12 protein-coding genes are annotated in these 14,385 nt (G+C 44.1%); 9 read left to right on the forward strand and 3 right to left on the reverse strand.

Annotated features, from left to right (window positions below):
• Window position 1 precedes the first annotated feature (1 nt).
• The 4 genes from O1V65_RS06275 (at window position 2) to O1V65_RS06290 (ending at window position 5,632) form a co-directional block, all read left to right on the forward strand.
• The gene (locus O1V65_RS06275) at window positions 2-658 is read left to right on the forward strand and encodes a hypothetical protein (protein WP_269130321.1); all 657 of its coding nucleotides are present in this window, start codon (window positions 2-4) and stop codon (window positions 656-658) included.
• A 12-nt stretch (window positions 659-670) separates the two neighbouring features.
• The gene (locus O1V65_RS06280) at window positions 671-952 is read left to right on the forward strand and encodes a hypothetical protein (protein ID WP_017491602.1); all 282 of its coding nucleotides are present in this window, start codon (window positions 671-673) and stop codon (window positions 950-952) included.
• An 841-nt stretch (window positions 953-1,793) separates the two neighbouring features.
• Window positions 1,794-2,447, forward strand: coding sequence for a hypothetical protein (locus tag O1V65_RS06285; protein WP_269130322.1), 654 nt, complete (start codon window positions 1,794-1,796; stop codon window positions 2,445-2,447).
• A gap of 1,256 nt (window positions 2,448-3,703) precedes the next feature.
• Window positions 3,704-5,632: a P-loop NTPase fold protein gene (locus tag O1V65_RS06290; protein ID WP_269130323.1), complete on the forward strand. Its 1,929-nt coding sequence runs from the start codon at window positions 3,704-3,706 to the stop codon at window positions 5,630-5,632.
• Window positions 5,633-5,794: 162 nt separating this feature from the next.
• Here O1V65_RS06290 and O1V65_RS06295 read toward each other — a convergent pair whose 3' ends face one another.
• The gene (locus tag O1V65_RS06295; protein ID WP_026110730.1) at window positions 5,795-6,100 is read right to left on the reverse strand and encodes a cupin domain-containing protein; all 306 of its coding nucleotides are present in this window, start codon (window positions 6,098-6,100) and stop codon (window positions 5,795-5,797) included.
• Between the two features lie 805 nt (window positions 6,101-6,905).
• Entirely contained in the window at window positions 6,906-7,817 is a 912-nt protein-coding gene (lpxO, locus tag O1V65_RS06300; protein ID WP_269130324.1) for a lipid A hydroxylase LpxO, read from the reverse strand.
• 513 nt (window positions 7,818-8,330) lie between these two features.
• Between lpxO and sctD the strand changes: the two genes are divergently transcribed.
• From sctD to O1V65_RS06320, 4 genes are all read left to right on the forward strand, one after another.
• Window positions 8,331-9,557, forward strand: a complete 1,227-nt coding sequence (gene sctD / locus O1V65_RS06305) for a type III secretion system inner membrane ring subunit SctD (protein ID WP_227953814.1) — start codon at window positions 8,331-8,333, stop codon at window positions 9,555-9,557.
• Window positions 9,558-9,571: 14 nt separating this feature from the next.
• Entirely contained in the window at window positions 9,572-9,793 is a 222-nt protein-coding gene (locus tag O1V65_RS06310) for an EscE/YscE/SsaE family type III secretion system needle protein co-chaperone (protein WP_017491259.1), read from the forward strand.
• 174 nt (window positions 9,794-9,967) lie between these two features.
• Complete coding sequence (locus O1V65_RS06315; RefSeq protein ID WP_269130325.1) at window positions 9,968-11,002, forward strand: hypothetical protein; 1,035 nt, start codon at window positions 9,968-9,970, stop codon at window positions 11,000-11,002.
• A 166-nt stretch (window positions 11,003-11,168) separates the two neighbouring features.
• Window positions 11,169-11,390 (forward strand): hypothetical protein, encoded by a 222-nt coding sequence (locus tag O1V65_RS06320; protein WP_017491257.1) that lies wholly within the window; start codon window positions 11,169-11,171, stop codon window positions 11,388-11,390.
• Window positions 11,391-11,673: 283 nt separating this feature from the next.
• On the opposite strand, the gene O1V65_RS06325 is transcribed toward O1V65_RS06320, so the two are convergent.
• On the reverse strand, window positions 11,674-13,356 hold the full coding sequence (locus O1V65_RS06325; RefSeq protein ID WP_026110450.1) for an aspartate:alanine antiporter: 1,683 nt from the start codon (window positions 13,354-13,356) through the stop codon (window positions 11,674-11,676).
• 299 nt (window positions 13,357-13,655) lie between these two features.
• On the opposite strand from O1V65_RS06325, the gene ybjM reads away from it, so the two are divergent.
• On the forward strand, window positions 13,656-14,027 hold the full coding sequence (ybjM, locus tag O1V65_RS06330; protein ID WP_017491255.1) for an inner membrane protein YbjM: 372 nt from the start codon (window positions 13,656-13,658) through the stop codon (window positions 14,025-14,027).
• Window positions 14,028-14,385 lie beyond the last annotated feature (358 nt).

Consider the following 14,385-nt stretch of genomic DNA (forward strand, 5'->3'; position numbering starts at 1 on the left):
CATGTGGAATTATTCAAGTAATAGCACGGATACTATTACTGGCAATAAAGCTATTAACCTGAGAGGTGGTGGTGCGATTCTTATCACCCCATACGGTCAAACAATATTAACGCAAGCGAATTTAGCAAGCGTTAAAGGACTGTTAGAAATACCAGGGATAGTGCCGTCGACTGCTAATTTACCAACAACTTATACAGATACTGCTGCCACTGATATCAGCGAAGCTGCTGATAGAACACAAACTAAAAACATTGCAGATAAACTAAATAACCTTATTTCTCTGCTGACAACCGCAGGGATAATTAGTAGCGCAATCACCGTTACCTCGGCTGGTGATGTCGAGAGTGCCACTGCGGGAAGTACATATGATATGTATTCGTTGTTTAATTTTGCAAACGCCCCAGCACTTGATTACGATTACACAATATCTCCTACGGAAGCGGGAACAATCGTTTCATTGTCAAATCCTACATATTCCTCATACGGGATTCAAATTAGCTCAACGTATACCGGCAATATTGTAGTCACGGCAACGCATAAAGTTCTGACCGATGTCACGGCAACAACCAATATTGATAACGTCACTGTGGCAACTACAACGACGGATACGACATCAACTACTGACACAAGTACAACGACAACCACGTCGACATCTTAATAGGATAATTAAATGAGCATTAAAGGTTCTTGGAATTTTAGAGGGGCGTTATTTCCCGAAGCGTATGCAACAGCTCACAATACTCAGCGCAATGGCAGTAATGTTTCAGGTTTTATGGCGGTATATTCGAGTGAAGCCTATGCAAATCTTAACGGCTCCCTACCTATAGCTAATATCCCGCTCCAGACAAACGCCTCAAGTACTGTTGATAATGATACGGCTCTGGAGAATTACGCGCTAACCACGCAGATTTTCAATGGTTTCACGAGCGTAGAAAGTATGACGTCAACCTAAATGGGCCATTAAAGACGGTTTTAAGGCGTGATCCGTACAGGCGCTAACTTGCCAAACTTTCTTCTTTTTATACTCAATAAGATAGCATTTTCTCCAGCGAAGCCCATTTCAAATTTTCCCATCTCATGGTTATTCTGTATGTATGAACAGTATTTATTGAGGTGTGAAATGGCACGTGAATGTGAAAAAAGCGGGGCGTTTGATATCGCTGTGAAGAGGTCCCCACAGGGAAGACTGACAGTTACGAGCGTCGATTTTGCTGCGGAGCTTGCCAGAAGGAATTGGCATCTGTCCTTGCGTGAGGCTAATTAGTGGATCGAGTTCTATGGCGGGACGTATACGGATATCTCCACTGAAGAGGGGGAAAACAGGACCTACTTCCTATACAACGGCAACGGAAGGCGCTGATGTGTGCTTTCTAACATCAGCGCCGTTGTCTTTTGCGGATGTCTGCTATGAGCGAGAAGCGGAAGTTCGCAATTTGATAAAGGCATTACTTAAATTGTGGCGTGTTAGGCAATAGTGAGCAGGTCACATCAGCAACGGGTGCTCTTCCGCTTCCTCGCTCATTCGCTAACTCCGTTCGGTCATGAGACTGCGGCGAGCGTTACCTGCTAATCATGGTGAGAGTATCCGCAGTGAATGCGGGAATAACTCACAAGAAATGCCCACCGTATTTCGATGAATTGACCACAAAGCACTGTCACAGAAGGGAACTACGAAAAGGAAGTGCTCTTACAAAGAAGGCTGTTATCTGATATAGGTTTATTTTCAGTCTCACTGCGTACGGGTGTATGATAGTGGGGTAAGCTTACCGATACACTTTTATAAAATGGATCAAATGATGAAGTCGAGAGATTTAAAAACAATCCACGACCTGATTGTTACGAACTACCAGAAACATAATTTAGGTAATGGTCGTTATCTACACACATTCCAGCCAGCAACAACAGATACAACCTATCAATTCGAAGCTAACTTTGAAAACGAGCTAGTCCCTGGAGAAAGATACAATATAGGATTTACCGAAGCAGGTGGAGTTAAAATGGTAGATATATCTTGTGTATCGAAATCCTCTATAGTTAATCAATATATTAGCTACGAATGTGCAAAATTAGTTTCAAGAGAAAAGCATGATGAAAACAAAGGCAAGAATGATTCAAGAGTAAATTACGCCGTGCAAAATGATTACTATTGGGGGAAGAAATATGCTTGGCGCGAGTTTGGATTAGTCATTCCCAAAGATGTATTTTACAGATACTTATTAGATTGTGTTAATCATCCTAATATACCGTGTACAGTTACAACGCCCGGCTATCCAAGAGGTGATGACTCGATAGCATTTGCGGATAAAGGGCTCGAAAAAGCCATCGAGGATCTAATAAGTACAGCAACAAGAATTAAAGATGGTCCTTATTTCAAATCCCCTCGATATTTCAATGGTGATAAGAGATTCACAATAAGGGGGATCAGCGCAATTACAGACAAAAAATAATTCAATGGCATGGGTTTGATGTAAAGAGATGACCTGCCCCCATTAAACTAACATACCATGTGCCAGCAATGTCCGCTGTTGGCACACAGCTGACGTTCAAATGTTACCCTTCACTTGAGATATCTTGGTCATTTGGGTGTGATGCTTAGGTATGTGGCAACCGATCGCCCGTAACGGACTGGGGATTGCAAAAGCATGTTCTGAAAAGGTGGTTTTTTAAACGCCGATGATTGTGGAGAATGCCGGTAATCCATAACATGCCTAAAAAGCATCATATAGGACGAGTCAGACACCATAAAAAGGACCGTAAGACAGGGCAGCACGAAAGCACACCTCCCAAGTAAAAATGAGTCGGCACAGAATCGCCACTCAGGATGCGCAGGCTTTCTATAGAAAACAGATCGTGCGCACCGCATCAATCACTTTCTTCTGCAGGTCAGACCGTAGGTGAGATACTTCAATGCTTGAAGCTAAAAACACGCTGGTAAACCTTTTTCATCACAAAAGGGTTGAAGTTAGAGTGATAAGCGTCTCTTATTCCATCCTCCATCCTCCATCCTCCATCCTCCATCCTCCATCCTCCATCCTCCATCCTCCATCCTCCATCCTCCATCCTCCATCTTGTAATTAAAGGGTTTCATATGCCAGTTCCTCCCCCCCATGACAGTTCAACACCGGAGCTTTCTTATAAGATAGAGCCCGAAGTGGATACAACGCTTGTGTGGTTGAAATGCGCTCCCGATATTTTCTAATATGCAGATGGATACACTGATAGTGTGTTTATGCTCGAGGGCCAGATGTGTCGCAGATTCGGCTGCTAAACGCATGTTATTGGCGACTTTTAACTCATTGCGAAGCTCTTTCAGAGTCTTCCTCGTGGGGATGCCTTGGTCACTAAGTAAAGGAATAGAATTCTCTACTAAAAAACCTACTTTAGAAAAATGTATCGTGCCATTAACATTTAATACTAGATAAACTTTAGTCTTTGTATTTCATTGCACAATGAGAACTAGAAATGTATTATCTCACCACCAATTAATCTTATTAAGATAATCAAAAGCGATAACAAGTGTATCTTTAATTTTATAACGTACTATCTTAAACAGGGGGGCGCCAGCATTATAAAAGGAATATGAAATGCCGGAAAATGCTTATCATTTATAAAGAATATTATTAGCATAAAAAATCCAGATTACAGAAAAGAAAACAAACCATCGTACAGTTCAAGATTATCATTAGACAACAGGATGAATGCAATGGAAAACGAAAATAAACACATTGAAGATTATATAAAAAATTACGTTTCTTTAAATGAGGAGCCAGGCTATGCCATACTTCTAAAAGGAAAGTGGGGCACCGGTAAAACGTGGTTTATAAATAAACTTTTATCTGACCTACCAGACATTAAAGATCCGGAAACGGGAAAAAATAAATATCTGTATGTAAGTCTTTATGGTATAACAAGTTTTGATCAAATTGATAACGAGTTCTTTAAACAATTACACCCCATTTTGTCTTCAAAAACAATGGACGTAGTTGGAAAAGTCGCGAGAGGGTTGCTTAAAGCATCTGTTAAAATAGATTTAGATACTCACCACTCAGTCAGTGCATCTCCCCAGTTACCAAATTTAGAATTGCCAGACTTCCTTAAAAACACATCGGACTTTCTCATTGTGTTTGACGATTTGGAGCGTGCGTCTATACCCTTAGACAGTTTGATGGGATACATCAACCACTTCGTAGAACAGCAAGGGCGAAAAGTAATTATTTTAGCTAATGAAGAAGAAATAAATTCCCAAAGTAGCAAAGATGTATCAAAACAAAATAGAAAGAATCAGGAAACCACACCCCTCGATGAAAATAATAAGAATGACATATATTTTCGCATCAAAGAAAAGCTTATCGGAAAAACATTTGAGGTCAAACCTTATGTAGAAGACGCTATTAAAAGTTTTTTGCAACATGCAAGAGGAAAACTTTCCCAAAATTATTACAGTGCAAACATTGAAATAATATTAGAAATTTACAATGAGTCAACATACAAAAACTTGCGCCATCTCAAGCAAGCACTCTGGGATTTTGAGTTCCTGCTGATACATATAAAAAAAGTTCACCATCAAAACATTGATTTATTGAATCACTTACTTAAAATTTATTTAGCTTTATCTTTTGAGATAAAATCCGGCAACTTTCAGGCTCAAAATATACCGCGCTTTGCAGACTCAACCATTCTAATGTATAAAGAGCTATCAGACAATGAAACTAGCGAAAACGAAATTCTTAAAATACCACGTCAATATCCTAGTGTAACATGGAGTGATTTTATTTTTGATTACCCCACTTGGGTGGAAATTTTAGATGGAAGTATTTTTAACAAAGAGGCCATGGAAAAAGCTATCTGTGAATCTTCCTACGTTAAAAAAGAGAATCCTCCTAGCTGGAAAATAGCCTACTTTGCCAGGAATACTTCCCAAAAAGTGTTGGATGACGCCTTGAATGATATTGATAGTAATCTCAAGCATCATAAAATAAAACAAGTTGGCGTTCTCCTTCATATTGTAGGAGTTTACCTCTGGTTGCAGGATGAAGGAATCATATCAACGCAAAAGAACGAGATTGTTCGTGAAGCATGTGATTATATCAATAATATGGAAGATGGAGACTTAATCGCTTGGAAAAAAACTGAGAGAAATGATGTATGGGATAACTGTGGTTATATGGAGAGAGACACTAATGAGTTTAAAGAAACAATAAAACACTTGGAAATTAAGGTCAGTGAGGCACTGGAGAGAACCTACCCTGAACATGCCAAAAATTTACTAGTATTGATGAAAACGGATGGGCAGAAATTCTTCATGAGCATGGTGTTAACCAATAGTTCCTGCGGGGAATATTACAACATTCCCATTCTAGCCCATATAAGCGCTCAAGACTTCGTAAAAAGTTTGATGGAAACCCCCGAACATATGTGGAAATATATTGCCTGGACTTTTTCTAGTCGCTACGAAAATCCAAGTTTAATTTTACTTCATGATGAGGAAACATTCGTAAAAGAAATTTCTGAGATACTTAACATTATCCTCAAGTTTGAGATGAAAAAACTTTTAGGATTACAGATACGGGATCTTTTAAAACAAGGTATTGACTGCGCCCTAGAATATCTAGCACATTCTAATACTAAGTAGTAACTTACTTGTTGAGACTCAACCATGGACCAATGACGATTGATCTGTTCAGGCACACCTTGTTGACGGTCCGCTTTTGGCACACAGCGGACAGTCAGGCTATCCGCTGGAAGAAACATTGCCAATGATTCAGACTATACGTTTCTGAGGGTAAGAGACAATTTATGTTTCTGGTAGATCAATGATAACCAGTGTGCCAAAGCTGCCGATTTCCACAGTATGAGGAACGCCAGCTTTGGCTACATAAAGCTCGCCAGACCTTACAGAGATTTTTTTACCTTTAACACTCAGTTCCAGACGTCCATCAATGACCAGTAACCCCTCGTCATACTCATGTACCTCTTCAGTTACTGAGCGTGCATCCATTCGTAAAATTTTGAGATTTGCTTCCCCAATTCGGCCTAATACTTGAGAGTGCCAGGCCTCAGTTAATGCATTTGCTTCGGTCCTAAGGTCATAAAGCGACATAAGGTCATTCCCTTTGATATTCATTTAGTGCATTTATGCCATATAAATTCCCTTTTGCCACATAACAAATAAGGAAAAGCAAGTCGAAAAAGGCTATATCTTTTCTCAGTACGCTATTAATTCTGAAGTGCCAGATTATGCATTATGACCTAGCCAGAACGATAATTATCGCAGGGTCGATGGAGTATACGCGTCCGCTTCTGGCATTTAGCTGACTTATCTATGAGAAGAGCGAGGGGATGGAAACGATCGCCTGGGGTGTGGAGACGCAAATCATCAATGAAGCCTGCATAGAAGAGTTTGATGACTGCCCGTTGGTTTAGAAAAATGCCCATCAGGAGATGGGCTAAGTAATTAAAAATAAAAAATATTTACACACATGTGCTTTAATACACACTAATAACAATACCACGCTACACACAGCCTGAATGTTTGCAGTATATCCTTATTATGTAATCATACCGAAAGTGGGTGTGTCTAAATGTAATCGTGTTGGCAACAATAATTGCAGTTGAGGGGGGAATTGGATCACAAAAAAAAGCCCGCATGAACACGGGCTATACAAAATGTATACAATCAAACAAAATTCCAAATACACCATACCTCTAGATTTTAATCTTTTCAAATGTTCCGTTTTTGGGTCGGGTTGACTCAACCCTGTTAAAAATATTGGATTCTGAACTAAAAAGCCGGTTGTGAAACCGGCTTAAATGCAATGTGTACATAACTCTTTCTGCTGAGAAAAAATTTTTGAAAAAGAGCAAGTTTGCGAGTTTATCTCTGCTCATTCACACCATAGGTGGATTTAAAAGAATACGCTTGGGATAATTATGATGGCGAAGATGACTGCTATAAGACCATGTTTTACCCAGTAGTAAAGACGGCGGTTACGCTTTTTAAGTCTTTGCCCTGCATCACGCAGGGCATAAACATATTTGAATACTCTATTAAGCGCCCCTGTGCGGTCTTTGTCATCATTGGGTGAAGCAGCAGCAGACATCAATGAAGCACCTACCCAATGATTAACCGCTTGGGCCCATCGCCATCTCATGGGACGCTCAATGTCACAGAATAAAATAATCCGCGTTTGTTCACTTTCATTCTGAGCCCAATGGACATAGGTTTCATCGAAGATTACAGCTTCCCCATCACGCCAACTATGACGCTGTTGGTCTACTTCAATAAAGCAACGATCGTCATTGGGGGTTTTTAAACCTAAGTGATAGCGCACTGAACCAGCATATGGGTCGCGATGTTTACCTAGATGACTACCTGGGGGCAGTTCGGCAAACATGGCTGCCTTTACTGTTGATATGTTACTAACTAGCTCAGTCGTTATAGGACAAAGCTCACGTGCAGAGGGATGTGCCTCGCTATACCATTTCAGGTAAAATCGCTTCCAGCCACGCTTAAAGAAAGTGTTAAACCCGGCATCATTATGAGTTTGCGAAGCTTTAATGTGGTCTTGCAAACGAATAGCTTCCTCTCTTATGACTTGCCAATTGTCTGTAAGTTGGCGTAATTCTGGAAAATCCTCGACGGGGATATAAGGTTGTTTCGAAGGTAAACGCGAAAGTCCCGTCATAAACATATTTATGGGGGCCATGAAAGTCGAATGGTCGAATAGCTGGCGTGAGAACTTCTGTTTTTCCACACCGCGGGAATGAGCATAAATAACGCTGATGATAAAAATACCAATAATAATCGCTGCCACCATACAACGAGTTCCTTATGTTGCAAGCAAAAAAACTCTGTGCACCTAATCGTGACAGAGGAGAATTAGTCCGGGCAGTTTAAATTTTAGATAAGGAAAATTGCACTTTTTTGTCAGAGTGTGCTGTTCGCATGACAGGGAAAAAACCGATATTAAACATCGTGAAGCCTGGAAAAAAATCAATCATGGGCTGATGCCTGCTGGTGAAAATTGAAACGATAACAGGCGTGACTGGCTAAGCAACTTAAGTTTAAAAATAAGGCTTTAGTGAGAGCAGTGAAAAGCTTTGTACCAGAAAGTCCTAGTGGTTAAAAAATCGATTTTAAACCCAGGGGCATATTCGGGGCAAAAAATTACCGCAAACCGATGCTACAACCCTCTAAGTAGCATGCCTGTTTGCGGTAATGCTCTGTTGCTAACCGTGATTCCTACTTACTTCCATCTAATTCAACATCTTACCCCTCTCTCTTTTGATTAAGGCTCAGCCTTCGTCACAACTCTGAGACCGGAGCAAGCATGGAGTTTTTTTATAAAGTTAAATGGTTGAACGGTCCTTTGGCGGGGCGAGAGTTAGACCTCCCCGCCGGAGAAACGCGTCTCAGCGGTGAAGATCCCGACGTTGCCTTGCCGCTGGAAGAGGGCGTTAGCACCGTGCTCACCGTAAGCGAAGAGGGCGTGATGCTCGCGCCGCCGGTGCCTGTCTGGGTCGGTGGGTTACCCTGGGACTGTTCGCAAATGCTGCCGCTGGGGCAGGTTATCGATTTGGCAGGCCAGATGTTGCTGCTCGGTGAACCTGAGAGCGAACTCCCTGCGCCGTCTCTGCCGGTGCGTCAGGTCGCTAAAAGCGAGAGCAAAAAGAAGCTTTCCTGGCCTGTAGGTGCCGCATTGGGGCTGTTGCTCACCGCCGGGGCGGTGATTGGCGCCGGGTTTATGCATCATTCTGTGCAACCTCCACCGCCGTTTGACCCCGGTCACTGGTTAAAGCAGACCCTCAATGACCCAAAGTTTACCGGGCTTAAGGCGGATATCGATTCCCATGGCACCGTCAGGCTTAGCGGTCTGGTGGCCTCGTCGCAAAGCCTGAAGGATTTACATCACCAGTTACGGCAGCACGGACTTAACTTCCACGATGAGAGCATGGGGGGCGATACGCTGCGCCAGCGGGTGCGCCAATTGCTTATCCTCAATGGATATCTGGGCGCAGAGGTCACCAGCGGTAAAACGCCTGACAGCGTGGAGATCCATGGCTCAATCAAGTCCGATGCGGCATGGCAACGAACCACCATGCGACTGCATGAGATAACGCTGCTGAAGAAGTGGGTGGTGGTCAATGACCAGGCGGAGCTGTTTCAGCTGCTGGTGGATGAGCTGCACAAAAACGAGGTGATGGAAGGGCTGAGTATTGCCGTTGTCGGTAAGGAGTTTATGGTCAGCGGTGAAAAAGACGCCAAAAGCATCGCTAAAATAACGCAGATTATCGAGGCGTTTAATCGTCGCGATCGCCTCAGCCTTAAAGCGCATTATCAAAATATTCCGACCGCGATGCAGGCAGAACATATTCTTCCTTCGGCGCTTATTAGCGTGGGGGGAAACAAAAAATCCGTGTATCTGCAGCTGGCCAACGGCATGCGGCTACAGCAAGGGGCAGTGTTGCCCAGCGGCTTTAAAATTTACTCGATAACTCACCGCACCGTGACCTTTATGCGCGGGCAGCAGGTGATATCTGTGCCGCTTAACTTTTAATTTCAGGAGGCTTGATGGCCAGATTAACCGAGTTGGAAAAAGTGCTACGCCGCGACGATCGCGGGATTATTCGCGATACCCTGCTCGCGCAGCTGCGCGGCGGCGAGACGCAGATCAAACAGCATTTAGCCGGCTGTCGCAGCGAGAAAAGCCAGCAGGACACCAAGCTGGTGCTCCAGGCCTGCCATGACACCGCTGAGGTCATTGCCACCCTGTGGGGTCGTTATCATTCCTAGGCCGTAGTTCCAGATGTTGATTTCCGATAATTAATGCATATTTTCGACAGTCCCCCTCCCCGAAACAGATTATTCTCTGGCCTACAAGGATGTAAGGTCCAAAAAATAGAGCATCAAAATCCCTTTGCGCCTTTTGCTGTGCATGACTTTTTATGTTTATGGATGAATTAAATAATGTCCGCAATTAACAATTTGACTTCCCAGGCTTTAAGTCCAATCCACCCTTCACATTTATCTGCGACAAGCAATACAGATAAATCTGGCCATAACAATATTGACAAGCTTATTAACAAGACGCTGGATGAGGTCAAAACCGCTGTCGAGAACGGAAATCTTTCTAATATTAAGCTGATGGATATGCCCGATGCGTTAATACGACGGGCAGATCAGAACGACGATCACTATCTTAAGACTATCAAAAACTTTATGGATGCTCACAACATATCCTCGATGAGTTTTGTCCATACTAATGAGCAAGGAAAGATAGATTCCGTGCGAACGCTTGAGTTCGAAGAAAAAGATCAGGTTTTTGTTCAGCATAAGTATGAGGCTCAACCTCATAGCACCGAGGTTGACTACAGTCTGAACTATCTTGAAAAAGCGGATGAGATTGAGGAGTTTTGCACTGCCCTACAGCAGCGGGTGCCTAAAATGGTGACGCCGGAAAACTATGAAACGCATTCGCAGCATCGTACGCATGAAACAGCGCCTGCTCCTGTCAGCGTTGATACAAACCAGGGCAAGAAAAAAGCCCCGGTATCAGGCGACAAAATGAGCGCTAGCATCCCGTTATCCCAGTCCACGGCTCCTAAAGCAGCCAAAGGCACTCAGCCTCGGAAAAAGGATAACGTCGAAAATCTTAACAATAAGATTAATAACAAAATCAATGAAATAAAAACTATAGTGGCCCCGGCTGTCGCGGCGGGCCAGAAGCTTGAGACGATAGTTGAAATCGCTGGCAATCTCAGAAAAATCAAAATAAAACAGAGAACCGCCTCGATTATGGAAAAAAGGCTAACAACAGACATCAACATCCTCAAGCGGGCCAAAACGTCGCCTAGCTCTGAGGGAGAAAAGTCCGAACTGGCAAAACTAAAGGGACAGAAGGGTCGCGTGCAAGCACTCCTTGGTTCTCTCAAATCAAAGGAATTAACGTTGAGGGCAGATCTTAACGCGTTATCCGAACCCGCCTCTAATAAACATAAATAACAGTAACATCCGCCTAAAGTGAAAGTGCTAAAGCCGCGGCAGGCGTTTTTTTATCTCAAGTGACGAAATTTTGTGACTGACATCTAGATAGTTGGCTAACATTACTATTGGATAAGACTTATCCGATTGGGAACACAGGTATTGCCATTTTTAACAGGAAGATAAAATGACTACAGCCGCTGAATTCGAACAGTCCTGCCGCGATAAGATGAATATTTTGATTATCTCGGAAATCCTTGCCCGCCTGGGTGGCGTTGACGCTGGCAAAGTGCTCCGCAACGTATCCAAAAAGATAAATACCGAAGAAAATGATGAAGTGAAGCAACGTTTATTAGCTTATGTCGATGAACTGAAGGCCACCTATATGCAAGACCCGTCGGCCGGTTAACTCCTGGATGAAGCGGGCTAATACCTAAACACAGCGCACAACTTTATATAAGCCCGCAGATTTGCGGGTTTTTTATTGGGGGAAGGTGAATTTCAGGCAAGAAAAAACCCGGTAATCTTGAACCTAAACAGGCGGGATTATCGGGCTCTCCAACGTGGGGACTTCTAAGAAAAGCAGTGGCAATAGTTAAGACTACCGCCATAAGAGAAAGTTCTCGGTAGTTCAAAAAAAATACAATTATTTATTGCTTTCTCTGAACTACCTTTAGAATCAAGAGATTAAATTACGACCCCGGCCAGATGATCACTATCAGCGTACCGGCAAGCGTCAGCAATACGTTAGCGATGGCGTAGGTACCGGCATAACCCAGCGCAGGAATGTTGCTGCGTGCGGTATCACTGATGATTTCCATCGCCGGTGCACAGGTGCGTGCCCCCATGATGGCCCCGAACAGCAGCGCGCGGTTCATGCGCAGCACATAGGCACCAAAGATAAAGCAGATAACCACCGGCACCAGGCTAACTATCAGTCCTGACACCAGCATTTGACCGCCAACTGCGCCAAGCCCGTGGTTGATTCCCGCGCCTGCGCTCAGGCCGACACCGGCCATGAACACCATCAGGCCAAATTCCTTGACCATGTTCAACGCGCCCTGCGGGATATAGCCAAAAGTAGGGTGGTTGGCCCGCAGGAAGCCGAGCATGATACCCGCGAACAGCAGGCCGGCCGCGTTTCCAATGCCGAAGGTGATGGTTTTGAACTGGAAGGTGATCAGCCCAATCATCAGGCCGACGATAAAGAATGCGCAGAAGGCCAGCAGGTCAGTTAACTGGCTGTGAATCGAGATAAACCCGATACGTTCTGCAACGCTTTTAACCCGTCGTGCGTCGCCGCTAATCTGCAACACGTCGCCTTTGTTCAATACGATGCTGTCGTCGATAGGCATCTCAATCTGGCTGCGGATAACGCGATTCAGGAAGCAGCCGTGGTCGGTCAGATTCAACTGGCTGAGGCGTTTACCCACGGCGTTGTTGTTCTTCACCACGACTTCTTCGGTGACGATGCGCATGTCGAGCAGGTCGCGGTCGAACACCTCTTTACCGTTACGGAAGCTGGGGTCAAGGCGTGAGTGCGCGTCCGGGTATCCCACTAGCGCGATTTCATCACCATATTGCAGCACCGCGTCGCCGTCCGGGGTCGCCAGAATACCGTTGCGGCGAATACGCTCGATGTAGCAACCGGTCTGGCGATAAATACCCAGCTCACGCAGGTTTTTGCCGTCAGCCCAGGCGACCAGCTCCTGACCCACCCGGTAGGCGCGAATCACCGGCAGGTAAACCTTGCGCTGACTGTCAGCGTCGAGGCCACGTTCGCGAGCAATCTGCTGGGCGCTGGTCGAGAGGTCTTGATGCTGAAGCTTCGGCAGATAGCGTGCGCCAAAAATCAGGCTGACCAGACCGATAAGATAGGTTAGGGCATAGCCGAGGCTAAGGTTGTCGAGCTCTGGACCCAGAACCCTGGTGCCGCCGAGCGTGTTGCGTAAGGTATCGCCCGCGCCCACCAGAACCGGCGTCGAGGTCATCGAACCGGCCAGCATACCGGCGGTCAGGCCAATGTCCCAGCCAAAGAAACGCCCCAGCCCAAAGGCGAGCAGCATGGCGGAACCGACCATGACCAGCGCCAGCATCAGGTAATTCTTGCCATCACGGAAGAAAATTGAAAAGAAATTGGGACCCGCTTCGATACCGACACAAAAAATAAACAGCATAAAGCCGAGATTCAGTGCTTCGGTGTTGATCGTGAAATGTTGTTGCCCAAGCAGCAGGGAAACGACTAAAACCCCAATGGAATTACCTAACTGTACCGATCCTAGTCGAACTTTTCCGAGGCACAGGCCTAACGCCAATACCACGAAGAGTAAAAGGATGTAGTTACCGTTTAACAAACTAGCGACATTTATATTCACAGAGTATTACTTTTTGGTTACCAGCAATTTATTGAAATATATAACGGCAAGAGATAAATTCCTTCATGCTACTTATGAAAATCACGCAGCCAACGGATCGCACTCAATCGCAGTTACTGTTTATCCGAAATCACGGGCAGTATTCTAGTCGTTGAACGGGCTTACAGCCAGTATTAGCCGGTGTTTAAGAGCAAAAACAGTTATGTAGCCTTATGGATAGGGTTACTTGTCTTCGCTTTTGTTACGTATAGCAACAAACAGCCCGAAGATTTAGGGTTGATGAACTATGGAGAGAGGACATGAGACGGGTATTTCCCTTTTTAGCCAGCGCGATAAACATTGTGTTATTTGTTTTTGTTTTTATTTCGTTAAAAGGTCATGTCATTCCTGTTAATAAAGTTATTCCGCAGGAAGATTTTTGCATGTTGTTGTACTTACTACCGGGAATCATTGCCTGTCTTGTCAGCCGTGGTGAACATTTTGTTGCCTTATTCCTCGGCTCGGTGATTTGCATCCCGCTGTGCCTGCTGATTCGGCACTATTTCTTATTTGAAATCCGCAGTTACTGGGAAGAACTTGCCTATTTAACCAGCGCGGTATTTTGGTCGATGCTCGGGGTTATGCTGGTGACGCTTTATCGGGTCTGGAGCAGGCAAGCGCGCCGCCAATAGGGCCAACTTCAGCGAGAGGCAGGTTTGTGTCGGCAGATCTGCTTCTAAATCTTGGTTAATTGTCGCTTTATACTTTCCCTCGAATTTTCACCCTTCAACAGATTTTATTATTTTCGAAAATTTAATGTTATTTATATTATCTCAAGAATAAACATCATTAGGGTTTATATTACCTTGTAATATATCGATAATATTCCTACGGCTTTATTCTTCCCTCTATTTATTACTTATAGCACCCAGCTGATCTGAATCAATGCGTCAAATAGGATGTATTGGTTATTATTGCACTGAAAGAAAATGCGTCAGGTACCTGTGTCGGAATCAGTGCGGCTCAAATAACTTACTAGTTTGAATAATT

Source organism: Rouxiella badensis (assembly GCF_026967515.2).
Classification (GTDB): domain Bacteria; phylum Pseudomonadota; class Gammaproteobacteria; order Enterobacterales; family Enterobacteriaceae; genus Rouxiella; species Rouxiella badensis.